Origin of the sequence: Pedobacter sp. Hv1, from assembly GCF_001412215.1 — a bacterium.
Lineage (GTDB): Bacteria > Bacteroidota > Bacteroidia > Sphingobacteriales > Sphingobacteriaceae > Pedobacter.
The window spans coordinates 716353-741473 of sequence record NZ_LLWP01000004.1; the positions used below are offsets into that span (position 1 = coordinate 716353).

The 25121-nt window shown below is 38.7% G+C and carries 18 protein-coding genes and 2 tRNA genes; 10 read left to right on the plus strand and 10 right to left on the minus strand.

The features are described 5' to 3' along the window. Position 1: 1 nt before the first annotated feature. Both AQF98_RS10990 and AQF98_RS10995 read right to left on the minus strand, forming a co-directional pair. Complete coding sequence (locus AQF98_RS10990) at positions 2 to 3193, minus strand: TonB-dependent receptor (protein WP_055131979.1); 3192 nt, start codon at positions 3191 to 3193, stop codon at positions 2 to 4. A 287-nt stretch (positions 3194 to 3480) separates the two neighbouring features. Then, entirely contained in the window at positions 3481 to 5400 is a 1920-nt protein-coding gene (locus AQF98_RS10995; protein ID WP_055131980.1) for a 7TM diverse intracellular signaling domain-containing protein, read from the minus strand. A 166-nt stretch (positions 5401 to 5566) separates the two neighbouring features. On the opposite strand from AQF98_RS10995, the gene AQF98_RS11000 reads away from it, so the two are divergent. Continuing rightward, positions 5567 to 6742, plus strand: coding sequence for a chondroitinase-B domain-containing protein (locus tag AQF98_RS11000; protein ID WP_055131981.1), 1176 nt, complete (start codon positions 5567 to 5569; stop codon positions 6740 to 6742). Between the two features lie 5 nt (positions 6743 to 6747). On the opposite strand, the gene AQF98_RS11005 is transcribed toward AQF98_RS11000, so the two are convergent. The 4 genes from AQF98_RS11005 to AQF98_RS11020 all read right to left on the minus strand — a co-directional run bounded on the left by AQF98_RS11005 (position 6748) and on the right by AQF98_RS11020 (position 9125). After that, positions 6748 to 7209: a MaoC family dehydratase gene (locus tag AQF98_RS11005; RefSeq protein WP_055131982.1), complete on the minus strand. Its 462-nt coding sequence runs from the start codon at positions 7207 to 7209 to the stop codon at positions 6748 to 6750. 12 nt (positions 7210 to 7221) lie between these two features. Further along, a complete protein-coding gene (locus AQF98_RS11010) occupies positions 7222 to 7701 on the minus strand; it encodes a nucleoside triphosphate pyrophosphohydrolase family protein (RefSeq protein WP_055131983.1) in 480 nt (159 codons plus the stop codon). A 99-nt stretch (positions 7702 to 7800) separates the two neighbouring features. Then, positions 7801 to 8613: a 4-hydroxy-tetrahydrodipicolinate reductase gene (gene dapB, locus AQF98_RS11015; protein ID WP_055131984.1), complete on the minus strand. Its 813-nt coding sequence runs from the start codon at positions 8611 to 8613 to the stop codon at positions 7801 to 7803. A gap of 101 nt (positions 8614 to 8714) precedes the next feature. Beyond that, positions 8715 to 9125 (minus strand): helix-turn-helix domain-containing protein, encoded by a 411-nt coding sequence (locus AQF98_RS11020; RefSeq protein WP_055131985.1) that lies wholly within the window; start codon positions 9123 to 9125, stop codon positions 8715 to 8717. A gap of 87 nt (positions 9126 to 9212) precedes the next feature. On the opposite strand from AQF98_RS11020, the gene AQF98_RS11025 reads away from it, so the two are divergent. Further along, entirely contained in the window at positions 9213 to 9563 is a 351-nt protein-coding gene (locus AQF98_RS11025) for a VOC family protein (RefSeq protein WP_055131986.1), read from the plus strand. Positions 9564 to 9638: 75 nt separating this feature from the next. On the opposite strand, the gene AQF98_RS11030 is transcribed toward AQF98_RS11025, so the two are convergent. Continuing rightward, on the minus strand, positions 9639 to 10037 hold the full coding sequence (locus AQF98_RS11030) for a nuclear transport factor 2 family protein (protein WP_055131987.1): 399 nt from the start codon (positions 10035 to 10037) through the stop codon (positions 9639 to 9641). Positions 10038 to 10179: 142 nt separating this feature from the next. On the opposite strand from AQF98_RS11030, the gene AQF98_RS11035 reads away from it, so the two are divergent. The 8 genes from AQF98_RS11035 to AQF98_RS11070 all read left to right on the plus strand — a co-directional run bounded on the left by AQF98_RS11035 (position 10180) and on the right by AQF98_RS11070 (position 23039). Continuing rightward, positions 10180 to 11175 (plus strand): AraC family transcriptional regulator, encoded by a 996-nt coding sequence (locus AQF98_RS11035; protein WP_055131988.1) that lies wholly within the window; start codon positions 10180 to 10182, stop codon positions 11173 to 11175. Between the two features lie 149 nt (positions 11176 to 11324). Next, positions 11325 to 13229, plus strand: a complete 1905-nt coding sequence (locus AQF98_RS11040; RefSeq protein WP_235524216.1) for a 7TM diverse intracellular signaling domain-containing protein — start codon at positions 11325 to 11327, stop codon at positions 13227 to 13229. 210 nt (positions 13230 to 13439) lie between these two features. Continuing rightward, entirely contained in the window at positions 13440 to 15278 is a 1839-nt protein-coding gene (locus AQF98_RS11045) for a glycoside hydrolase family 2 protein (protein WP_055131990.1), read from the plus strand. A 2-nt stretch (positions 15279 to 15280) separates the two neighbouring features. Continuing rightward, entirely contained in the window at positions 15281 to 16504 is a 1224-nt protein-coding gene (locus tag AQF98_RS11050) for a glycoside hydrolase family 5 protein (protein WP_055131991.1), read from the plus strand. A gap of 62 nt (positions 16505 to 16566) precedes the next feature. Next, a complete protein-coding gene (locus AQF98_RS11055; RefSeq protein WP_082434986.1) occupies positions 16567 to 19629 on the plus strand; it encodes a TonB-dependent receptor in 3063 nt (1020 codons plus the stop codon). A 12-nt stretch (positions 19630 to 19641) separates the two neighbouring features. Beyond that, positions 19642 to 21207, plus strand: a complete 1566-nt coding sequence (locus AQF98_RS11060) for a RagB/SusD family nutrient uptake outer membrane protein (protein ID WP_082434987.1) — start codon at positions 19642 to 19644, stop codon at positions 21205 to 21207. 23 nt (positions 21208 to 21230) lie between these two features. Then, complete coding sequence (locus AQF98_RS11065; RefSeq protein ID WP_152969696.1) at positions 21231 to 22142, plus strand: PKD domain-containing protein; 912 nt, start codon at positions 21231 to 21233, stop codon at positions 22140 to 22142. A 21-nt stretch (positions 22143 to 22163) separates the two neighbouring features. Beyond that, complete coding sequence (locus AQF98_RS11070; RefSeq protein WP_055131995.1) at positions 22164 to 23039, plus strand: glycosyl hydrolase; 876 nt, start codon at positions 22164 to 22166, stop codon at positions 23037 to 23039. A gap of 319 nt (positions 23040 to 23358) precedes the next feature. On the opposite strand, the gene AQF98_RS11075 is transcribed toward AQF98_RS11070, so the two are convergent. The 3 genes from AQF98_RS11075 to AQF98_RS11085 all read right to left on the minus strand — a co-directional run bounded on the left by AQF98_RS11075 (position 23359) and on the right by AQF98_RS11085 (position 24978). After that, a complete protein-coding gene (locus AQF98_RS11075; RefSeq protein WP_055131996.1) occupies positions 23359 to 24435 on the minus strand; it encodes a hypothetical protein in 1077 nt (358 codons plus the stop codon). Positions 24436 to 24778: 343 nt separating this feature from the next. After that, positions 24779 to 24852, minus strand: a tRNA-Pro gene (locus AQF98_RS11080). Positions 24853 to 24904: 52 nt separating this feature from the next. Further along, positions 24905 to 24978 (minus strand) — tRNA-Pro (locus tag AQF98_RS11085). Positions 24979 to 25121 lie beyond the last annotated feature (143 nt).

Sequence of the window (25121 nt, forward strand, 5' to 3'; positions counted from 1 at the left end):
ACTATAAAGTAACATTTAAACCAAATGCAAATGATCTGTAGAATGGATAAGCCTGAGAGTTTACTCCGTTGCTTACTTCTGGATCAAATACACTTAACACTTTGGTGCTTTCCCACAGATCCTGTCCTGAGAAATATATCCTTACATTTTGAATGTATTTTTTGTTGAAAGGAACTTTATAACCAAGTTGTAGGTTCTTTAAGCGGATATAACTTCCGTTTTGGGTCCATCTGTCTGAAGGTTTATAGTTGTGATCACTGGTTTGGTACATGCGAGGGAAAAATGCATTTGGATTATCTGGTGTCCAACGGTCCATGTGGATGGTCCAAGGCATATTCGCTGTTCCATTTAATGGTGCCAAAGTTTCTGTAGCAATTAAGAAAGAACGTTTTAAGGTACCTTGAAAAGCTACCGAAAAATCAAAACCTTTCCAGCTTGCGCCCACGTCAAAACCATACGAGTATCTTGCACTGGTATTACCTAAATAAACCAAGTCTCCAGAGTTTTCTGGTGTACCACCGCCTGCATTAATTACCCCATCGCCATTTAGGTCAAGGTATTTGATATCTCCAGCTGTTGGATTGGCAAAAAATGGATAACTCACCTTAGCTTTGTAAGCATTAGCTTCTTCGGCTGTTTGGAAGATACCATCAGTTTTGTAACCCCAAACACTGTTTAAAGGATAACCCTCAATAGCACTCACTACCCCACCAGTTCCGATCAGGTTTTTACCAGCCATTTTAATCAACTTGTTCTGGTTATCTGAAAAGTTAACACCAATATTATAACCAAAGTTTCCAATTCGATCTCTCCATTTCAGTTCTGCTTCCCAGCCCCAACTTTCTAATTCGCCAGAGTTGGTTTTTGATACATCAATACCAATAATGTTTGGTTTGTTCAATAAGATCAACATGTTTTTGTTGCGGTTGTTGTAAAATTCAACCGTAGAGGTTAAACGCTCTTTGAACATTCCTAAATCGACACCAATGTTTGACGATTGTACTGTTTCCCATGTTTTACCTAAGGAAGGCAATACATTTTGGAAGAAATAATTGGTTTTTAGGCCATTCAGCACTAAAGCACTACCACTGTTTAGAGTGGCAATGTAATCGTAGTTACCAATGTCTGTACCTACTGCATTACCTACCTGGCCCCACGATGCTCTTAATTTTAAGTTGGATACTACAGGCACATTACCTTTAAAGAAGTTTTCTTCGCTTATTCTCCATCCTGCAGAGAACGATGGGAACAGGTTCCAACGAGAGCTTGGTGCCAAACGAGAACTTCCATCGTAACGAACAGTACTTTCAAATAAATACTTTTCATCATAATTATAGTTGAACCTGCCAAACAACGAACCAAAAGCATAAGTTTCTACGTTATCGCCATTTGTTCGATTTAAAAGATCAGAAAAGTTTAAGCTGAATGAATCATTACTGTACAAGTTGGTTGCTCCTGCACTGATTTCATCTTTCCTATATTGATCGTAAGCTGCACCGCCTAAAATTGTGAAATTGTGTTTATTGCCTAACTTAAAGTCGTACGTAGCCGTAGTTTGTAAATTGTCGTGGTAACCACGATTTTTAGTTAAACTGATGCCGTTTGGTACGTTGGCACTGAAACGTGGAGCCTCAGTATTGCTACGTCCGTACCAGTTTAAGCTTCTTCTGTCTTGTTCGTAATTATAGTTATCTTGGTTTCTCCAAGCTACCGCATTGATGCTTAAACCTTTGATAAAGTTTTTTACGGTTACATCTACTTTACCAGTAAAACTCTCGTAAATGGATCTAGTAAAACCTGCATTTTTCTCAATATCTACTGCATTGATCTGTAAATCGCCGTTATAAGGCTGCCCGGTAGTATCTTCTGGTGGTGTATATAAAGATTGTCTGGTACGCACACGATAAAGTGCACTTACAATGTTTCCGGTAGAGAACGAATTTGAATTGGTAACCTGGCCAATATAACCAGCAACCAAACCAATATTTACATATTTGTTCAATTCGGTATTCAAATTGAGCTTGAAGTTGTATCTAGAGTTATCATCTGGACCATAACGTAACACCCCATCTCTGGTTTGGAAACTTCCAGAAAGCAGGTAATTTAACTCTTTAGAGCCCCCGCCTACCGAAACAGAGTGGTTTTGCGCATGGTTTACTGTACTCATCCCCGCTTTGATCCAATCTGTATTGTCAAAATATTCCCAACGGTTAGAAGTTAGGTTAGGGCGGTAATTAAAGTTTGGATTTTTTAACCATTCGATCTGCTCAGGTGTAAATTCTCTAGCACCTGTAGCATTGAAACGTGCTTCATCAATTAAAGTCTGCTCATCCCATGAGTTTAAACGTTGAGGCTGTCTAGCTGTTACGTTGATACTGTAATAAGAATTGAAATTTACCCTAGTTTTTCCACTGGTACTTTTCTTTGTAGTTACCAATACAACTCCACCAGCCGCTCTTGCACCATAAATAGCAGATGCTGCTGCGTCTTTTAGAAAGGAAATATTGTCTACATCGTCTGGATTGATGAGATTCAAATCCATCTCAATTCCATCTACCAATACCAATGCAGCAGAACCGTTAATTGAATTGGTACCACGAATTCTTAAACCGTAGTTTTCTTGTCCAGGCTGTCCGCTATTTCTGGTAATTACTACACCAGCTACTCTACCCTGAAGTGCTGAGGTTACGTTTGGCACTGGTCTATTCATTAATTCAGCCCCACTAATTGCAGTTACTGCACCAGTAAGATTTACCTTCTTTTGTGTACCATAACCTACTACAACTACCTCGTTTAAACCTTGGGCATCGTCTTCTAAAGTGATTTTTAATGAAGCTACTTCACCTACGGTAACTTCTTTTGTTTTAAAACCAATACTCGTAAATACAAGGATGGCATCTTTATCAACGCCTCTGATCATGAATTTACCATCCTCATCGGTAACTGCTACCTTTTGGGTTCCTTTAACCTTAATACCTACTCCGGGCAAGGCCAGACCTTTAGAATCGGTTACTACTCCAGAAATATCTAAAAATGCCTTTGCCAAAGCAAAATTGCTTGTTGAATTGGAGAGATAATTGGGGGTGGTTTTGCTTTTAGCAGAAATAGCTGAAGCATTGATTTGCAGAAAAAAACAACACAGTACTAATGTCGGTAACTTCTGCAAAATTCTTTTAAATAGAATTTTCCTCATACAGTTTAAGTTGGTTTGTTAATATTCCAAAATATTTGGTGAGGTAAATATAGCCGAATGCGATTTACATTTGCAAATAAAAAAATATCATAAATACTTGATAATTAATTAGTTATAAAATTTTTGATACGCTTAATTCGCAAGCTATAAAATTGATAATCGGTTGATTTACTGCATGATTAGTGACGCAATAAAGAATTAGTCGATACGCTTTAACCACATCGAAAAAAAATTAAAAAAAAGTTAAATTTATTGCCTTTCTATAATAAAACAGGCGTTTTGAGGTCTTATTTATCCAGAACGAGCTTACTCCATCCAGATTTTCCGACACCTTTGAGGTCTTTTTTGCGCTCTTCCATTACTTTTTTAACCTTCGAAGCGTAGGTCCAACAGGTACTTTGTCTGATACCAAGCTTTTCTGACAGTTTATGAGAAGATATTGCCCCTTTATGGTTGTACATGAGATACACGAGGTAAAAGGCCTTGTTGATAGGAATACGATTATTTTCAAAAATAGTGTGGTGCAATACAGACTCTTCGTAGGCACATTTGGTACACCTGCGGTTAAAAGGCACCTTACCATTACAATAGGTAGTATTGCTACATTTGATACAGGCATAACCATGCTCCCATTTCATATCGGCCAGAAATTTGTAACATGAATCGCGATCTGGGTACTTTTGACTAAACTCATCAAAATCAAGTTCGGTGGCATTTACCCTCGCATCGGTTACCTTTTCTATATTTGTTTTTAAACTGATATTATCTTTTTCTAAAAGGATGTTCATTCTAGAAATCTCTTCAGCCTGATGCTCTAATAAAGTATTTTTAGACAGCAACTCTTCATTTTGTTGCTCAATAGTGATATTTTTCTGTTGCAGCTCTCTAGATTGTTGTTGTACTTCTTGAGTACGCTCTTGTACCTTAACCTCTAGATCTCTGTTGATACTGTCTTTTAAGTCGGCATTGACCTGCATCTGTTTGATGATCTGCTTACGGGCATTTTCCTTTTTCCTTTTCAAGATTCTTACCTGATCACCGATAGCGAATGATAAGAACACCATTTCTAATAAAAAGCCAAATGTTAAACTATAATAGCCCAAAGCACCCGGAATATGTCGGGCCCAACCCAAAATATGGATCACTTTGATAATGAAACCACTGAAAAGGAAAAAATAGCCCAATACAAAAAACCGTGCAGGCCTGTACTCTTTTCGCCACCAGATGTAGATACCGGTGAAAAAACAGATCGACAAAGGAATAAATTCTAAGAACTTGTATTTAAACCAATCGTTATTGTAAAACATACAGGCTAAAAAGAATGCCAAACGAAGTATCAGTACAATGTTGATCAATTGATTGATCTTAGGCGCCTTTATTTTAACGTGTAATAATTCTTTGGTAAAAATCAGTCCAAAAGTACTCAGAAAATAGAGCGAAACGCCATAAGCATATTCGTTCCACACCGGGTGATTTGGCCATAAGTATTGAAAGGCAATCCCATCGGTAGACATTTCGTAAATACCCACACTTAAAATATAGAGGATATAATAAAGGTATTGTCTTCGTTTGACGGCAATAAACATTAACAGGTTGTGAAAACTGAAAATCACGATCATGCCATAGAAAAAGCCGAAAGTAAAATACTCTGTTAAACCGTATTGAATAAACCTTTCTACGGTTCTAAACACAATAATTACGTTAACCTGATCTTTTGATTTTACCCTGAAATAGTAAATGTGTTCTCCCTTTTTGGTGCTGTTTACTAAAAATTCGAAATTTTTATGCTGAAACATCCTATCCTCAAAGTTGAGATCCGCTCCAGCTTTACTGTGAACGTAATTGCCTTTCCCATCTGGCATATAGGCATCTATTTGATCGGTAATCTGATCAAAAAATTCAATCACAGCCGATTTGTCAAGGTCTTTAGTAAAATTTACCTTTACCCGATACCAATACGCAGAAGAACGGTTATAGTTTTTTGGATAGTAATTGATGTTGGGAATAAATTTGCTTTGATAAGCCGCACTACTAATTTCGTTAAAAGTTAAGCCACCATTGGGGTCTTCTAACCAAACTACTTCTTCCGATTTAAAAATATGTTCTGGTAGTTTGCCATCTAAGGCGACTAATTTTTGCGCATAAGAAAGGTTACAAGCAAATACAAAAAGTAAAAAGAGTAAAGATTTTGTGAACCTTTTTAACATTATTAACTGATAAAAATACTAGGATTAGTCGCTATATTTAAAATCTTAATCATACAGTTGACCCCGTAGAGATCTAGAATTAAGTTCGAATTTCAAAACTTAAATATATTACAAATAATTAAGATTCCATTGTCATTTTATAGGTGACCTAAGTTTAAATTTAGAAATGAAAAAAACCGCTTTATACTTTCTTTTTTTAGTAGGCTTTTGCCATACTGTTGTAGCCAATACTTACCGCATCAGTTCGGAAGCAGAGTTTAAAAACCTGCTCGGCAAACTTGTTCCTGGTGATGAAGTGATCATCAAAAATGGCAATTATACAGATTGGATGCTAGAAATTACCAATCAGGGTACCCAAGTAAAACCTATACTAATTAAAGCTGAAACAGCTGGCCAAGTTATTTTTTCTGGCGAAGTCAATCAAACCATCTTCAAAATTACTGGCAATTTTATTGTGTTAGACGGACTTACCTTTAAAAATTGTAACCTTAATAAAACAACTGGAAAAACTGGTGTATTGGTAGAGTTTAAAAACACCAAGAACTGTCGTTTAACGGCTTGTAGTTTTATAAGCAATAAGGTAAATGCCCAGTTTATGCCCTTGGTTATTGTTTCTGGAAACGGGCAACACAACCAAATAGACCATTGTACTTTTAGTGGCAATATAGATAACCAAGATGTGCAGGTTAAGATTACGAAAGAAAGTTGCCCTTTATACACCCTCATTACAGCAAATTTATTTACTGATAAAAACAAAGTAAGCTGGCCCAATGGCAATGGTGGAGAATGTGTGCAGATAGGTCAAGATCCAGTACTGCTGGGTAATATTGAAGCCAAATCGATCGTGAGCAACAACAGGTTCATTCAATGCAATGGAGAAAATGAAGTGATCAGCAATAAAAGCAGCAGCAACCATTACCTCAAAAACTACTTTAAAGATAATGATGGCGAATTGGTGATGCGTGGTGGCCACGATTGCCTTATTGAAGGCAACATTTTTGAAGGAGGTACCGGAGGCATCCGGATCAATGGTACTGGGCATCAAATCATCAACAATAAAATTGACCACATTAAAACGGCCATTAGGTTAATGTACGGAATGGCAAAAGGAAAAGACGAGGTTGGGTTTTATATTGCAGCAAGCAATTGCACCATTAAAGGAAATCAGATTGCCAATGCCACTACAGGCATTTTAATTGGCGACAGTAAAAATACCGATTGGAAAGGGAAATTTGATGTGGTTAAATATCCCTCACGCACCCTACAAGATGTGGCCCCATTTGACAATCAAATTTCAGGCAATACCTTTAGCCACACCCAAAACAACCAAGTTACCCAATAAGTGGCTTAAGCTATAAAATGATATAAGAACATCACATCACCTGTATACGCAGGTTTTGGTTGGTCTTTAATTTCCAATACTACTTCAATTACTACTTTGGTGGTACCCCTTAGGTTTACAATAGATTTCAGTTTAGTTTTTAAACGTACCGCACTATCTACTACTACTGCTTGTCCAAATTTGAAACTTTCTATCCCATAGTTGATTTCCATTTTCAGGTTACGGATTTCGGCAATCTGTTTCCATAGGTATGGGATTAAAGATAGCGTAAGATAACCATGGGCTATAGTTGCCTTAAACGGGCTTTCAACAGCTGCACGTTCTTGATCAATATGGATCCATTGATGATCTAAGGTAGCATCGGCAAATTTACTGATCTGTGCTTGATCAATGGTATGCCATCCAGAAATACCCAGTTCTTTACCCAAGTAAGCTTCAAACTCCTCGTAGTTGCTAATAATTAACATAAATATAATGGATTAAGCTTCAGTATTCACCAACAAACCTTTTAAGTCTGCAGGAGAATAATTAATTGATTTTAAAGTTTTATGATCTCCATCTCTATACACCAAGAATAAAGAATCGATTTCTTTGTAATGCGCATCTACATTGCTATTATTTTTATAATGTGCAATGGTTTCATTTGCTTCTTCAACCGTTTTACAGGCTTTGCTCATATTAGAGCGGTGTACTTCATCAAATAAAGATTTGAATTGATTACCCAAGCCAAATTCTAAAACAGCACCTGCAAGCACGTATTGTAAGTCGCAAAGCGCATCCGCAATTTCAACCATATTTCCATCATTCACAGCTTCTTGTAGTTCTTTCAACTCTTCTGCTAATAAATCTATCCTTAACTGGCATCTTTCCTTAGCAGGAATAGTGGCCTGTTCTAAAATAGGGTGTTTAAAGGTTTTATGAAATTCCGCAACTTGGCTTAATGCTTTTAAATCTTCCATTGTATATTTTTATTTGATACACGAAGGTTGCATTATTTATGCTGAAGGGCAAATTTTCTTATCAACAAAAAAACCGATTTCCACAAAATTGATGCTGTTTTAGAGGTTAAAATCCATTACTTGATCTAGCCCCCTTTTCAGTCCTTTAAACGAACCTACCTTTCTAATGGCCAACAAGGCTCCATTTACATAAGGTTGTGCACTTGCCCCTGCCTCATGTTTAATGGTCAGTTTTTCGCTTTCCATGCCAAATATGGCTTCTAAGGAAATCACAAAACCTGGTAACCTAACCGAATGTACCTGCATGCCATTGATATCGGCTCCTCTTGTTTCTTTAATCCCTTTGGTTTCTGCTACGGGAACCGTAAGAACAGATTCGTTTACTTTGCCCAATCGGTTTGCCAACTCTAATGCACTTCCACTTGGCGAATCTACCTTCGTATTACTGGCATAATCGATAATTTCCCAAGATGGCATGTGTTTGGCGGCTATTTCGGCAAATTTGTTCAATAATACTACACTAATGGCAAAGTTGCCTACTGCAAGTACCGATTGCTGTTGCTGCGTAGCTAAAGCTGCAATCTGTTCATATTGTTGGTCTGTTACACCAGATGTACCCACCACTACATTAATGCCATTGTTAATTGCAGTAACGATATGGTGTTCGGCAATTGCTGGTGAAGTATAATCGATCAATATATCATAAGGAATGCTTAAGGTTTCTTCCAAAGTAGCAAAAATGGGAATCGGATTGTCAGTATTCAATTCCAATACTTGGTTTAAATCTTGTCCTGCACTTTTACGGGCTATGGCACAAACCAGTTCAAGATCTGGTGTGGCTACTATTCCTTTACAAAGTGCCGAAGCTGCCCAACCCGTGGCACCAGCAACGCAAACCTTTAATTTTTCCATAATTGACATTTTAAATAAGTATATGTTTAGATAATGCCAATATAGTTAGCTTGAGCTAAAGCGATGTAATCAAAAAATCATTTAAGTAAATTGGTCTGTACTTACTTCTTTTTCATACTGGCCGTTAGCCGTTTAATGATTGCTTCTTTCTCCTTTTTTAACACTTTTCCATAAGCGAGCGCATCTGGATCAACAGGCAAATAAGCATCAGACCAAAGGATCAACTCAACCAAAACCGGCAATAGATCAATCCCTTTGTGGGTCAAACGATATAATATTTTGGCTTTACTTTCTGGATGTTCTTCTTTAACCAATATTCCAACCGATTCTAGCATCACCAATCGATCGGCCAACACATTGGTAGCAATCTTCTCTTTCGACTTCAAAAACTCATTATAGGTATTCTTGCCATTCATCATGATATCACGAATGATCAGCAACGACCATTTATCACCAATAATGTCCAAGGCAGAACTTATCGGACAACCAGACCTCTTTTTAATTTCTTTCACTACTCAAAAATACAAAAACAACTTGCAAATAACAAGTTATTTATTTAGGTTTGATCATCAGACCACAACTTAAAAACTTAGCTCATTATGCTTACAGCAATCAACCCAAAATTACCCATGCGCAACAAAGCCATTACCAGAGATTTTTATTTGAATAAATTGGGTTTTCAGGAATTTGGCAGTGCCGATTATGATGGCTACCTAATGGTAGAAAAAGACCAGATCCAGATCCACTTTTTTGAGTTTGCTACCCTCGACCCGAAAGAAAATTATGGTCAGGTCTATATCCGTACGGATGATATTGAGGCATTTTACGACCTGGTTAGAGATAAAGATGTGAACAGTACTGAACTAGAACACAAACCATGGATGCAAAGAGAATTTTCGGTGCTCGACCCAGATAGCAACTTGCTTACATTCGGACAACCTTTATTTTAGTTTTTTATTCAACACCTAAAAAGCCCATAAGTATTTAACTTACGGGCTTTTATACTTTTCCATTTTCTGTCTGAACTAATTTTTCCAATACTCATTTTCAAGATCGAGATTCTCTGAGAAAACAACCACATTTGTAATACAACCTTCCTCAACAGTGTACACATCAATGTTGATCATCTCTAAAAAATCGCCATTGGCTTGTTGCACGCTCCAGTTTAAAACACAGGCAATTTGATTTTCATTTTCGGCCAATAGCTTGATCTCTGTTAAAGTTAGTGTGTTGACTGAGAGCTCCATCATTTGCCCCACCATCTGAAATACTTCACCTGCCGAATTTTTAAGTCCAGAAACCAAATTATCACCTGGTTGAGACCATCTCACATTTGGATGTAATAAAGTACCCAATTTTTCAAAATTTCCTTTTTGTACAGCAGTTAAAAATTCTGTTACTACGTTCATTGCTTGATTTTTCATTTTCGTTGATTTTTAATTGTAAATAATTTCTACTGCAAAGAAAGGGACGAATGAGAACCTAATTGTTACCAATAAATGACAAGCTGTTACCTTTTCACGCCAACATGATCAGATCAACAAAGTAATTCTCTAACTTTAATCTATGGAAAATCATCAACATCGATTTATACTCAGTTTGCTGGCTTATTATCCACAAAAAGATTTCGACACTGAAAATCTATGTGTTTTATCTGGTATCGATTTAAAGGCAGTACTGGAAGGAAAAACTACCTGTTTTACACCAAAACAAATGAATGATCTATGGCTCAATGCTGTGCAGATTAGTAAAGACCCCTTATTTGGTCTCCACTTTGGCGAATCTATGCAACTTGCCGCATTAGGTGCTGTTGGCGAGCTCATTAAAACAAGTAGCACTGTAGGCGAAGCAATAACTCAAGCAGCCACATTCATACACTTGATCACCGATCTGTTCAGTATGGAGGTGATTAAAGAAGACCTTGCGTTTAGCGTCATTTTCCATCTGCATGAAGAAGTAAAACAGACCGAGTTTGTGTTGAAACAAAACATAGATTTTTTTATGGCTTTTACCATTCACGAATTGGACGGCCTGTTGTTAAAAAAAGTAAAACCTCAAGAAATAACCTATGCCTCCGCCATTAGCAACAAACAAGAATATGAACGGGTATTGCGCTGCGAGCCAACAATTGGTTCATCTTATGTTATCCAATTTGATATTAGCTATTGGCATGAAACTATCATCACTGGTAATTATGCAATGCAAAAAGTATTGCTCCAACAAATTAATGAGCTCACTGCACCACCGTTAGCTAAACTTGGAACTGTGGTTTACCAGCAGCTTTTGACAAAATCTTATCTAGGTATACCATCAGTAAAAGATATTGCAGGGAATTTTAATTTAAGCGTACGCACTTTACAAAGAAAACTAGAAGATGAAGGAACAAGTTTCCAGTTTATAGCAGATCAGGCCAGAAAACAATTGGCCTTAACATACCTCGAATCTGGAGAGCATCAACTAAAAGAAATATCATATATGCTTGGTTACAATGAGCTCAGCGCATTTACAAGAGCTTTTAAGCGCTGGACTGGGACTGCTCCAACATTATATGCATTGCCATAATTCTATTTATAGGTACAAATACCTGATAAAAAATTATATTTACGGCGATTAGTCTTTTTGACTGTTCCATCTCCCTATGGATTATGCTTTACTGTATAACCCGCTTACTGCAAAACACCATGAAAATTTGTGTCAAACTTGATCTTCTTTTGAAACTGTGCCTATTTATTTTGTGTTCGGTTGTTAGCATCAATCTGAAGGCACAAAAATCAGTTAGCATTGACCAACATACCAGCAAATATATCCTCAGCTATGGCGAAATAGAATTCTTAGAAGACCCTCCAGGACATTTTAACATTTCGGATGTAAGTGCTCCTGCTTTTAACAAGCGCTTTAAACCCAGTAAGGTGTTTGTTCCAAAAAATGACAATGAAAAAAGCACTTATTGGTTTCGCATCAAAGTAAGTAATCAACATATAGATGATGAAGCAAGAGTAATCGAATTTTACGACCAGAGCATAGATAGCATTGCCTTTTACGAACCTATTGGCAACCATCAGTACAAACAGATTATGGGTGGTTCTAAATATCTTTTTAAGGATCGTCTTTATAAGCATAAAAACTTCACCATTAAACTCAATAGAAATTTTATTGGCGACCATGTTTACTATTTCTCCATCAAATCTGAACAACCTGCCAATGTAATGATGGCGCTTAAACCAATCAGTTCTTTCATTGAATACGGCCTTAAAGAATACCTACTATTCGGCATTTTTTATGGAATGATCTTGATCTTTAGTTTTTATAACCTGATGATGTTTTTTGCGGTAAGGCAGGTGCAATACCTTTATTACATTCTTTACAACATCAGCATTGCCATGTTCGAGATGAGCTCTAACGGAATTGCCTATCAATACCTTTGGCCCAATGCTCCAGAATGGAATGAAATTGCCTTTGGCGTTGCCCTTTTCTTTGCTACCAGTGCTTCTCTGTTATTTACGAGAGAGTTTTTGCAGGTCAAATCAAGGGTACCTTTATTGAATAAGCTGATGATTGCTGTGATTAGCTTAAGAGTACTATTTTTTCTGTACTGTTTGTTGGTTGATGAACATTTCTTCAATTATAAATACATCGAAATACTGCCCTTACTGGTGTGTTATTATGCTGGCTGGCATATCTGGAGAAAGGGCTACCCCTATGCCCGTTTTTTTGTGGCTGGTTATTCTTTCCTTTTATTAGGGGTAACCGTTAGGATACTCCAAACCGTATTGTCGGTAAATTTACCCTTTGGCCCAGCCAATTTCTATATCCTAAGTTTCTGTTTCATTATTGAAATGCTCTTCCTCTCGTTTGCTATTGGCGATAAAGTAAGGGTAATGAAGAAAAAGAAGGACAATGCCCAGCAGCAGATGATCCAACAGATGAAGATCAGTCAAGAATTAAAAGACAACATTAACAAAGACCTAGAAAAAAAGGTATTTGAAAGAACCAAAGAGGTATTGCATAAATCTGATATTATAGAGAAACAAAATGAAGAGTTGCTGCAACAGAATGAGCTGCTCAATGCACAAGCCGAAGAGATCAAACGGATGAATGCCCTACTTGCCGAAGACAACCAAACCTTGCAAACCAATATCGAAGTGGTTACACAGGCTCGGGTACTATCTAAAAATGTCAATTTTGAAGAATTTAGCAAAACCTATCCTGATGACATTGCCTGTTTCAAATTTTTATCTGAACTGAAATGGAATGATGGTTACCAGTGTGATAAATGTGGGGGTACCCATTATTATAAAGGTCGTGTGGCCTATAGCAGGCGCTGTTCTACCTGTAACTATCAGGAATCTGTCATCATGAATACCATCTTCCAAAACACTAAAATCCCCATCAATAAGGCCTTTTATATGGTGTTTCTGGTATACACTACCAAAGGAGAAATCTCCTCTTATAAACTCTCCGAAATGCTCTCTTTACGCCAGGGTACCTGCTGGACTTTCAGCGACAAGATCAAAAAAATCATCAAAGAAAAGAAAAAAGAACTCAAAAGTGCTGGCGAAATGGGCTGGAGCAAGCTCGTAATAGAGAAAAAAGCACAAAAAACGACCTCTTTTTAAAGTGTATTAAAAAAAATTCACCCCTATCGGTAAAAGAAGCTTTGTGCCACATTTACAGGCATAAAGCTTCTTTTTTTATGGAGATCAAAGCGTATTAAAACAATCATAACTACATGTATATCAGTATTTTATGTTATTTTTTATTTGCACATTGAATTTCTATCCTATAGATTTGCCTTAGTTAAAACCAAATAGATCAACCCAACCTTTATGTACTATTTATTCCGCAAACTTTTTATTGCAGTGTTATGGTGCTGTTGTATACTACAGCAGGCACAGGCACAGACTGATTTAATTACCAATGTTGATGCTCGCAAAGTAACCAGCCTTAATGGAAAATGGCAATACATTATTGATGCCTATGAAACCGGCTTTTACGATTACCGCTACAAAGAACGTGCTGAAACCGATAAAGAGGCTTATTGGAATACAGATAAACCTGCCAATAAAATGGACCGAAAGGAACATGGTTATATCGAACGGAACACCCTTAATGTTCCGGGCGATTGGAATTCACAAGATCCAAAATTCCTTTACTACGAAGGAACGGTATGGTATAAAAAATCGTTCGATTATGTGAAAGACCAAACTTCAAATAAACTTTACCTGTATTTTGGTGCGGTAAACTACAGCAGCCATGTGTATCTCAATGGCAAAAAATTGGGCAGCCATAAAGGGGGCTTCACTCCTTTTAATTTCGAGATCCCAGATTCGGTATTGAAAGCAAAAGATAATTTCTTGGTGGTTAAAGTAGACAATAAACGTTATGCCAATGAGGTACCCACACTCAATACCGATTGGTGGAATTATGGTGGCATTAACCGTGATGTAAAGCTGATTGAGCTGACAGCAAACTATATCAGTGATTATGTAGTGCAACTTCAGCCCAAATCGGCTACGGTAGTACAAGGTTTTGTTAACCTTAAAGGTCCATCGATCCAAAAAACGGTAAGCGTTGAAATTCCTGAGCTTAAATTAAAAAAAACATTCCCAATTTCTGGAAATAGAGCCGAAATCAACTTTACCATGACTAAGTTTACGCCGTGGTCTACAGAAAACCCCAAACTTTATACCGTTACCTTAAAAACCGCAACAGAGACGATAAGCGAGCGCATCGGTTTCAGAAACATAGAAACCCAAGGGCCAAAACTGCTTTTAAATGGTAAACAACTCTTTCTTAGGGGCATTAGTATTCATGCCGAAATACCTCAAGAAGGCAGACGTGCCTATAGCGATGAAGATGCCAGACAATTATTGGGCTGGGCCAAAGAATTGGGCTGTAACATGGTCCGTTTGGCACATTACCCACATGATGAGCGAATGACCAGACTTGCCGACTCGCTTGGATTGGTGGTTTGGTCTGAAATACCGGTGTATTGGACCATAGACTTTAGCAGTAAAGAAGTACTTCAAAAAGCAGAACAACAGTTAGCCGACATGATTACCCGTGACCACAATAGAGCCAGTGTAATTGTTTGGTCGGTAGGCAACGAAACACCAGTAAGTACGGTACGTACTAATTTTATGCATTCGTTGTTAAATTATGCCCGCAAAAAAGACCCTTCAAGATTGGTGTCTGCTGCCTTAGAAGTCAATTACCACTCTAAAGAAAATATGAGATCTATTGACGACCCATTGGGAGAATTTGTAGACATTGTAGCCTTTAATCAATACTTAGGCTGGTATGGTGGTACGCCAGAAAGCTGTAGAACCGCCAATTGGACAACCAAATACAACAAACCTCTTTTTATTAGCGAAACAGGTGCTGAGGCCGTTGGTGGCTTCCATGCCGATGACCATACCCTATGGTCGGAAGAGTTTCAAGAATGGTACTACAAAGAACAGGTAGACATGCTCAAACGCATGCCCGCCAATTATTCGGGAATCTCTCCATGGATATTGGCCGATTTTAGATCGCCGAGAAGAAACAACCCAACTTATCAGGATGGGTGGAACAACAAAGGACTGATAGACCACAACGGCAACAAGAAAAAGGCCTTTTTTATCCTCAAGGACTATTACCAACAAATGCAACAAAAATTTAAGTAAGAATGAAGAAAATAGGCTTAATCATCGCATGTATCTGGTGTGCGACAGGGCAAATCATGGCCCAAGAATCAAAATTCATGAAAGTAAAGGGACGGGATATTATTGGAACAGATGGCAAACCTTTCTTGATCAAAGGCACCAATCTGGGCAATTGGTTGGTACCAGAAGGTTACATGTTCAAGTTTCAGAACACCAATTCGCCAAAGCTCATTCACGAGACTTTTGCCCAACTGATAGGCCCATCAGAAGCCAAACTCTTTTGGGATCGCTTTTTGGACAATTACATTACTCATGCGGATATCAAATACCTTAAAAATATTGGGGTTAATTCGATAAGGGTGCCTTTTAACTACCGCCTTTTTACCAATGAGGATTATTTGGGGCAAAACGATGCTTCACGTGGCTTTCAACTGTTAGACAAAGTGATCAATTGGTGTAAAAAAGAGAACATCTATGTCATTTTAGACATGCACTGTGCACCAGCTGGGCAAACAGGCGACAATATTGACGATAGTTATGGTTATCCTTTCCTTTTTGAGAGTGAAGATGCCCGCAAATTGACCAAAGACATTTGGAAAAGTATTGCCCGTAAATACAGCAATGAACCTATTATTTTGGGCTACGACCTTTTAAACGAACCCATTGCCCACTATTTCAACAAAGATTCGTTGAACCACCTGTTGGTACCATTTTATAAAGAACTGACTAAAGAAATTAGATCGGTAGATCAGAACCACATTCTTTTTCTGGGTGGTGCACAATGGAATACCAATTTTAGTGTGTTCAATACCCCGATAGATCCTAATGTGGTGTACACCTTTCACCTGTACAAAGACCAACCCGTAAAAGGCAGCATCCAGCGTTTTTTAGACTTCAGGGATAAATACAATGCCCCCATCTATGCCGGAGAAACGGGCGAAAATACAGACGAATGGATCTTCAAGTTCCGTAGCCTTTTAGACGAACATCAGATCGGTTGGCACTTCTGGCCTTATAAAAAAATGGATAGCCCTAAGAATATCGCTTCGGTTAAAATGCCAGAAAATTATAACCTCATTATCGCCTATGCCGAAAGCCCTAGAAACAGCTATAAACAGATGCGAGAGTTAAAAATTGACCGACCGAAGATCAAAAAAGCCCTAAAAGATTATCTGGAGCTCATCAAATTTGAAAACAACCAACAAAATGAAGGCTACATCAAAGCCTTAGGATTTAAATTAAAATAAACAAACCTAATGACTGTGCTAACAGTCGCCAAACTATTTTATTAACCATTTATATAAACCGTATGATGAAGAAAAAACTTAAAAACTTAAGTGCCCTACTTGTGCTGGCCCTGTGTTTATGTTGCTTTTCTGAACAGCTTGCTGCGCAGCAAAATCAAACCATAAAAGGGCAAGTAAAGGGCATGGAAGACAACCTTCCTATCCCTGGGGTAACCGTTCAGGTAAAGGGAAGTCCCAACATTGCTGTATCAACAGATAAGGATGGTAAATTTCAACTCATTGTTAACAGCAATACAACCGTACTCCTTTTCAAAAGTATAGGTTATACAGAAAAAGAGCAACAAATCTCCAAAAGTGGAGAAATGGAAGTATTGCTTAGTCCAAACGTATCGCTATTGAACAGTGTAGTGGTAGTAGGTTACGGTACACAAAAGAAAAGCCTGGTAACGGGAGCCATTTCATCCCTTAGCAAGAAAGACCTTGAAGTTCCGGGGCTCATGCGAGCCGATCAGGCCCTACAGGGCAAAGTTGCAGGGGTTACAGTAATGATGAATAGTGGACAACCAGGTGCTGGTGTAAGCATCAGGATTAGAGGTATAGGTACCAATGGTTCTAACGATCCACTTTTTATTGTAGATGGTTACCCTGTTGGAGATATCGAATCGTTAAATCCAAGAGATGTAGAAACGATGGATGTGCTTAAAGATGCCGCATCAGCGGCCATTTATGGGGCACGTGGTGCCAATGGTGTCATCATCATCACTACCAAAAAAGGAATTGCCGGTAAACCCAGAATAGATTACGAATATTATTATGGCATGCAGAATGTACGCAAATACATTGATGTGTTAGACGCTACCCAATATGCAAGAATCCAGAATGAGGCCTATTTCAATTCTAACCTACCCCTGCCCTTTGCTGAAGATGAAATTATCAAAATGGGTAAAGGAACAGACTGGCAAAGAGAAGTATCTTATAAAAATGCGCCAGTGCAAAGTCATCAGGTTTCTTTTTCGGGTGGATCGGATAAATCGACCTACAATACTTCCTTTTCTTATTTTAACCAAGATGGCACATTGGCCAAAGGAAAATCAAACTTCGAAAGATATACAGGCCGTATCAATACAGAACAAAAACATTTAGATGGCTTTTTAACTACTGGCGTTAACCTCAACTTTACCAACGTAAAAAGAGCTTCCATTACCACCAATAGTGGCAATGCTGGCCCGATATTAAGTGCCATTAACATGGATCCAGTTACCCGGGTAATGAACGATGATGGAACTTTTGCCATCTCTAGATATGTATCGCAAGAAGTAGTGAACCCAGTTGCGAGAACCTATTACAGCAATGGTACCTCAGGTTATTCACGCTTTAATGTGAATGCCTTTGGCGAATTGAACATTTTAAAAGACCTGAAACTACGCAGTACATTGGGTTATACCCTACAATATGATGTAGCCAATGGTTACACCCCAATTTATTACCTCAATGCTACCAATTTCACTCTGGCTTCGGGTGCGAGTAAATCATCAGCAGAAAACAAATACCTTAATTTTGAAAATACGCTAACCTATACCAAAACCCTTCAAAAAAATACTTTTTCTGCATTGATCGGTAATACATTAAATACAGGCAAAGGGAGTAACCTATCTGGTTCAAAAAATGGATTGTTATACGACAACCCCGATTTTGCCTATCTTGACTTAGCCAAAGACAACCTTAGTGCTGCTGCTTCAGGCGGTGCTTTCCACAGTGCATTTCTTTCTTATTTTGCCAGAGCCAATTATGATTACGATGGCAAATACATGGCCAGTGCTATTTTTAGGGCAGATGGTTCTTTCCGTTTCGGGCCTAAAAACAAATTTGGGTACTTCCCTTCATTTTCTGCCGGATGGAATGTTAAAAAAGAAGATTTCCTAAAAAATACCAACTGGATCAACTTCTTAAAATTAAGGGCCAGTTGGGGTAGAACAGGTAACGACAACATTGGCGATTATCGCTTTGTATCTACCATTAACACCTATGCCAGAAACTACTATTTCGGCCCAAATACACAATTTGTAGGGGCATCGCCTAATGCAGTAGCCAACCCAGACCTAAAATGGGAAACCTCCGAGCAATCCAATATCGGTATCGATATGGAATTTATGGAGCATTTCAGTGCCACATTAGAACTCTACAACAAAAAGACAAAAGACCTATTGGTTACCATTCCTATCCCACTTTATGTGGGTAACGGCGCACCAGTGGGCAATGCAGGTAATGTAAGCAACAAGGGTATCGAACTCTCCTTAGGTTACCACAAAAAGTTTGGCGAACTGTCTGTAAACCTCAATGTAAACGGTGCCTATAACAAAAACGAGGTAACTTATGTAGGTAATGCCAATGGCTTTATTACCGGAAGCTCTGCAAGTAACCAGATGACAGATGTGACCCGTATGGAAGCAGGACAACCAATCGGTTACTTCTGGCTGTACAAAACGAAGGGCATTTTCCAAACCCAAAGTGAAGTGAATAATTACAAAGGAAAAGATGGCAACTTGATCCAACCGAATGCTGTACCTGGAGATTTCAGGTATGAAGACCTGAATGGAGATGGCAAAATCGACAATTTAGACCGTTCTAATGTAGGTAGTCCACACCCTAAATACAATTATGGCTTCAATTTAAGCATGAACTGGAAAAACTTCGATTTCAATATCTTTTTCAGTGGTTTAGCGGGCAACAAAATATTCAACAGCCTACACAGGTGGGATTTACCAACTGCCAACTACCCTACTTCGGTAATGAACAGGTGGCATGGCGAAGGCACTTCAAATACTTTCCCTAGGGTTTCTACAGGCGACCTGAACGGTAACTTCTCCAAACCTTCAGATTTCTTCTTGGAAGATGGCAGTTACCTGCGCTTGAAAAATCTTTCATTGGGCTATACCATCAGAAACTTAGAAAAGATTAAGGTTAAAACCCTAAGGTTATACGCTACAGGCACCAACCTTTTCGTATTGACCAAGTATACCGGTTTTGACCCTGAAGTTTCTGGTAGCGCATTGGGATTAGGTATTGACCGTGGAAACTACCCACAACCAAGAACATTCATTTTTGGTGCAACTGTTGGATTTTAATTTTAAAAACACATGAAAACGATATATACTAAAATGAGTTTAATTGCAGGACTACTGACACTGATATCTGTATCCTGCACCAAAAAAATTGACCTATATCCAATTACCAGCGATGTAGAAACCAATTTTTATAAAGATCAAAAGGATTGTTTACAAGGCCTAACCGCTGCTTACAATGTATTGCTTTGGGATGCTCCCCAAAACCAGAACATCCCATTTCAGCTGGTCAGCGAAGTACTGGGCGATAACTGTTTTACCGGAGGGGCAAATGCGACAGATATTCCCGGCACATTACGAATAGACAGAGGACAAATCCGTGTAGATGACCTTGCCCCAAAAGCATTTTGGTACAAATACTATACAGGGATTTACCGTTGTAACCTTTTGTTAGAAAAGATGCCAGCTGCTACCTTCGATTCGCCTGAACTTAGAAATAGGTTTACCGCTGAAACCAAGTTTTTAAGGGCCTATTATTACTTCGACCTGGTTAGACTTTTTGGAAATGTACCGCTATTAACAAAAACCATTTCTTCTTCAGAGTACAACCAAAAACAAAGTAGTCCAGAAGAAGTTTACAAACAAATTGCCCAAGATCTTACGGATGCCATTGCAGTACTGCCTTCTTACAAAAGCATGCCTACAACCGAATTGGGCAGGGCTACTTCAGATGCGGCAAGAGGTTTAATGATGCGTGCTTGGTTGTATTACACTGGTTATTACAACAAACCAGAACTTCCGGGTGTACCAGCAACTAAAATATTGGAGATTTCTGAAACTTTGATCAACAGTAGTGGACACGATTTATTACCAAATTTTGCTGATGCTTTTGTGAATACTCCACCATACAATTTTAACAACAAAGAATCTGTATTCGAGATCCAGTATTCAAGTTTGGCCTACAGCGGTAACTTTAGCTATAGAGAAGAAGCCAATGGCAATCTTTCTACCATGTTATGGTCTATGAGAGATCCTTCAGCTGCTTCCATATATGCAGCAGGCTGGTCTTTTGCCCCTGTTGATGCTGAGTTTTACAATAAATTTCAAGCTAATGATGCACGTAGGGCAATCACTTTTATCCTTCCACAGGCACAATCTGTTTCTTATACCCCAGGTTATCAAGATTCGAAGATATTTCCAAATAAATGGGCGGCTTTAAAAGTAAACAACTCTTCAAAAGGAAATGTGGCACTGAACTACCCTAACCACTTTATCGCCATCCGCTTTTCGGATATCTTGTTAATGGCTGCCGAACTACAATTGCTACATGGAGGCAGCGCAGGTAAGGCACAACAATATTTTGATAAGGTGGCCAAAAGACCTAGACCAACAGATTACGTTAGTCCAGCAGTAAGCCTAGATGCCATTTACGACGAACGTAACTTGGAATTGGCATTGGAAGGTGTACGTTATTGGGACTTAATGCGCCGTGGCAATGCCTATGCACAAAGCAAAATAGACATTAACCGTGGCGAACCATTCATCAGTAAATTCAATGCTGCTGCCAACGGACTATTGCCTATACCAGATCAAGAGATCATTGTTTCTAACCGCACATTGGTACAAAACAAAGGTTATTAAGTGTTCAACTAAAATTAAAGAAAATGAAAAATATATTATATTTCACACTGATGGCCACATTGCTAGGTTCTTGCAGCAAAGACACACCCTCTTTAAGTGAGCCATTTGCGGTAGACGATGTTCAGATCATTGTACAAAAAACAGATGTTCAAAATGTGTATCGATTTATCAACGGTAAAAAGGGGCAAACTGCCACCGCCAAATGGGATTTGGGCAATAGTGAAAAAGCTGTTGGCGATACCGTAATTGCCAAATATCCTTTTAAAGGAGATTACACCATTGCTTTAACCGTTTTTAATGGCGTTACTGCAGTACAAAAAACAACCAAGCTTACCTTAGACCAAGATAATGTAAGTCTAGATCCGGTGTATAACCTATTAACTGGTGGTGCAAGTGCCACGAACGGAAAAACTTGGGTATTGGATTCATTGGTTGATGGGCATGTGAGATTGATCAATAGCAGTTCGAACACCCCATGGAACAAGTTGGCCAGAACCAACAAGGGCGTGTACGATGATGAAATGAACTTTAAGCTCAATGGTAGAGAATGTACCTACATCAACAACAATACCTCTTACGTACATGGTGGCACCATTGATGGCGTTACCCAATTCCGATTAAAAGAACTGAATGCCGTTTGGGGCGTAGCCACCAATCCAAAAGCTGATGGTGGAGACCTTACGATCAATTATACGCCCAAAAGTCCGGTGCAGAGCTGGTCTATGGAGATCAGAAATGGAAAACATTACCTCAAATTAAATGATGGAGCCTTCTTTTTCTTTTATAGGGGTTGTAGCAATGTAATTGAATATGAAATTACGGCGATTTCAGAAAATGAAATGACGGTTACCCATTATGAAACGATTCCTGCCTCAAGAGCTTCGGCCAACTGGCGGGATGTTTATTCGCTTATTGTTAAAGGATACAAACGTTAAACCCAGCTAGATTCCATAGATATGAAATTTTCAAGATTATTATTTTTAAGTGGTATCATGCTCACTTTAAGCTGTGCCAAAAGCAATGAATATGTCCCTACAAAAGCCAAAGTAAGTACTTTTGTAGCCACCGGCAAAAAAGGTGCGGCTTTTAGCACCAATACCACAAATGGCACCTGGTGGGGCAATACCATTAATCTACAGAGCCATTGGTTTTATACCTGGGGCTTAAATGTTCCGGTAGAGCTGGCGCCTCAAAACTGTGAGTTTGCTCCAATGTTCTGGGGAAAAACTACGGTAACCGATCCCAATATTTTACAGGCCAAACAGCTCAAAGAACAAGGAAAAGCCAAATATGTGTTGACATTTAATGAGCCCGACCTTGCCGACCAAGCTAACATGACTGTTGCCGAAGCATTGGCCTTATGGCCACAATTGGAAACTGTAGGTTTGCCATTGGGCAGCCCGGTAACTTCTTGGCCTACTAGACAATGGAGCTACGATTTTTTGGATCAAGCCATTGCACAAGGTAAACGTGTTGATTTTATTCCGGTACACATGTACGTAGGCACAGACGATGTGGCCTTTGTAAAAGTACTACAAGATCTGTATGACAAATACCGCAAACCCATCTGGATTACTGAATTCGCCACTGTTTCTGATGGGGCTAAGGTAATGAGCGATAATCCTTATACACCAGAAATGGTTTTAGCCTTTATGCAGCGCCTACTGCCCAAATTAGAAGCCTTACCTTTTGTTGAGCGTTACTCTTGGTTCTCTGGCTCTCCTACAAGCGCTAGGTTATGGCCATCGGCATTGGTAGACCAATTTGGTAACCTCACTACGTTGGGTAAATGGTATAGCGCCTATAAGCCGAATAGTCAGGTAAAAAGATAAACGTTTACATCAATTTTATTTTACACTTCACACAAAGCCGGTTGCATGAGCTGCAATCGGCTTTGTACCTATCAATTGCTCTAAAAGATTGATAAGCGAAGTCATTATCAATTCTTCAAAGCGTAATCAAATAAAGGATGTCAACGCTAATGAGTTTAGCTCGCCTAAAGGCTTTCAGAGCATGGAGGCCATATCTTTAATGATCCTGTGGCATAAGTTCAACATCTTAAAATGGAGTTGAGGGGATTATGGTCATTGCTTTTAAAGATCAGGAAACACATCTTTTCCTATAATAATTGAGTACTTCTATTGAAAATAATTATGACCTACAGAAAAAATCATTCGCCTTCTGGATATAGGCAATCTCTCTGCCGGGAAGCTTGAGTTCGTCTTCTAGCGCATAATATTGCCTTTTGTGCAGTTCAATTACAGCCTTGGTTGCCTTGCTTGGCTTAAAGCTTGCCATGTCCTCCAGAAATTCTGCAGTAGGAAGGACAATTGATTCAAATAGTCCAGACCTGTATCTGATTTTGTGAATGGCTAGATTCTCCTGGTACCTATAGAGCAGATCCTCGAGCTTGTCTGTGATCTCATACAGCTTGAGATCGCTCCTAGCCATTTCGTTAATCCAGTTCCTCAGTGCGAGCGACGCCCCGAAAGAATGGCGGTCGTTCTTAAAGTCTATCAATTGTTCCCAACTAGTCGAGTCGTCAGGAACGGGCAGCTTATCGATGATGACTTTTATAAGGCGTTGATTTCTGGAATCATCGTCCCATCTGTCATGCAAATAGCTTAGATTTATTTTCCTGGGAGCACTATCGGTTGTAACGAGCGGCGAATAGACTTTATCATCAAATTTCTTATTCAAAAAAACTGTTGCATATCTGGAGTATAGGCTTGAGAAATGATTGATGAAATCCAAAATCGAATGAAGAGAGGTTCTATTAGACAGAAAATCTTCAAGCGGAAATTTTTCGCTTCCATCCCAACTAGGAGCTAGGATTTGGTTAAAATTGGAACGTCCAATGATCTCTATCCCGAAAACATCCTTTATGCTCTTGACATTTTTATAGAATTCCATGAGATTTTTGTCTACCTTTCTTTTTCCCATCCCAAGGTATAAATTGATTATATTATTGTTGAATCCGCCATACTCGGGGAGTATTCTTGTTTCGATGTCTTCGTTTGCACTAATTACTCCAAGCTCAAACAGGTATTCGATATCGCACAAAAATCGGTTAAGATATTCATTGTCCTCTCCCCTGCTTCCAGTAAAGCGAATGAGTTGTTCAAGATTGCCTTTTAGAAATGCTTCCGATGTTTGCAGTTCTTCAAAAAAAAGAAAATTTCTTTTAAGGTCGCTAATAGAAGGGAAGGAATGGAAAATACCAATCATGTGCTTAGAACTAGAGGGGTTAATACATAACTTGAAATTACCAAATAATTGCCAAAAAACCGACTATCACTTAATAACATTATCTGGGGCTGCAAGTTTGTTATTCTCATTGAGCTAAATCAAGATGTCCCCATTACTGGTGGAGCGAAGGGTTCCTTCCTCTTAGAAAATTTGAAGATGCATCATGAACAACAGTAAAGTCCTCAGATATGGATTTCCACAAATCGACCACCATCGCTAGCATAACGGTAAATTAGAAGATCATCGGTAGATTTAAATTTCTCTATATTATTGAGAAATAAAAAAAGGCAAAATGAAAATAAATTCACTTTGCCCTCTGAAGTCGGGATGGCAGGATTCGAACCTACGACCTCCTGCTCCCAAAGCAGGCGCGATACCGGGCTACGCTACATCCCGAACTTGGTATCGATCTTTTTTTAACCCTGTTTTAAAAGTGGATTAACTTTTGTCGGGGTGGCAGGATTCGAACCTACGACCTCCTGCTCCCAAAGCAGGCGCGATACCGGGCTACGCTACACCCCGAAAATTGGTATCACCTTTTGAAGGACTGCAAAGATACGATTTTAATCTGGTAAAACATACAACTTTTGATCCTTTTAGTTAAAGAACTAAGCCTTTTACTTGCGGCAAAGATAGAATCCTCAATGTATAAAAGCAAATTAAAC

Coding starts and splice junctions, on each gene's coding strand:
- AQF98_RS11070 (WP_055131995.1), top strand. CDS start 22,164: ATGAAATTTTCAAGATTATTATTTTTAAGTGGTATCATGCTCACTTTA.
- AQF98_RS11045 (WP_055131990.1), top strand. CDS start 13,440: ATGTACTATTTATTCCGCAAACTTTTTATTGCAGTGTTATGGTGCTGT.
- AQF98_RS11050 (WP_055131991.1), top strand. CDS start 15,281: ATGAAGAAAATAGGCTTAATCATCGCATGTATCTGGTGTGCGACAGGG.
- AQF98_RS11005 (WP_055131982.1), bottom strand. CDS start 7,209: ATGTTAATTATTAGCAACTACGAGGAGTTTGAAGCTTACTTGGGTAAA.
- AQF98_RS11060 (WP_082434987.1), top strand. CDS start 19,642: ATGAAAACGATATATACTAAAATGAGTTTAATTGCAGGACTACTGACA.
- AQF98_RS11055 (WP_082434986.1), top strand. CDS start 16,567: ATGATGAAGAAAAAACTTAAAAACTTAAGTGCCCTACTTGTGCTGGCC.
- AQF98_RS11035 (WP_055131988.1), top strand. CDS start 10,180: ATGGAAAATCATCAACATCGATTTATACTCAGTTTGCTGGCTTATTAT.
- AQF98_RS10995 (WP_055131980.1), bottom strand. CDS start 5,400: ATGTTAAAAAGGTTCACAAAATCTTTACTCTTTTTACTTTTTGTATTT.
- AQF98_RS11025 (WP_055131986.1), top strand. CDS start 9,213: ATGCTTACAGCAATCAACCCAAAATTACCCATGCGCAACAAAGCCATT.
- AQF98_RS11030 (WP_055131987.1), bottom strand. CDS start 10,037: ATGAAAAATCAAGCAATGAACGTAGTAACAGAATTTTTAACTGCTGTA.
- AQF98_RS11065 (WP_152969696.1), top strand. CDS start 21,231: ATGAAAAATATATTATATTTCACACTGATGGCCACATTGCTAGGTTCT.
- dapB (WP_055131984.1), bottom strand. CDS start 8,613: ATGGAAAAATTAAAGGTTTGCGTTGCTGGTGCCACGGGTTGGGCAGCT.
- AQF98_RS11010 (WP_055131983.1), bottom strand. CDS start 7,701: ATGGAAGATTTAAAAGCATTAAGCCAAGTTGCGGAATTTCATAAAACC.
- AQF98_RS10990 (WP_055131979.1), bottom strand. CDS start 3,193: ATGAGGAAAATTCTATTTAAAAGAATTTTGCAGAAGTTACCGACATTA.
- AQF98_RS11075 (WP_055131996.1), bottom strand. CDS start 24,435: ATGATTGGTATTTTCCATTCCTTCCCTTCTATTAGCGACCTTAAAAGA.
- AQF98_RS11000 (WP_055131981.1), top strand. CDS start 5,567: ATGAAAAAAACCGCTTTATACTTTCTTTTTTTAGTAGGCTTTTGCCAT.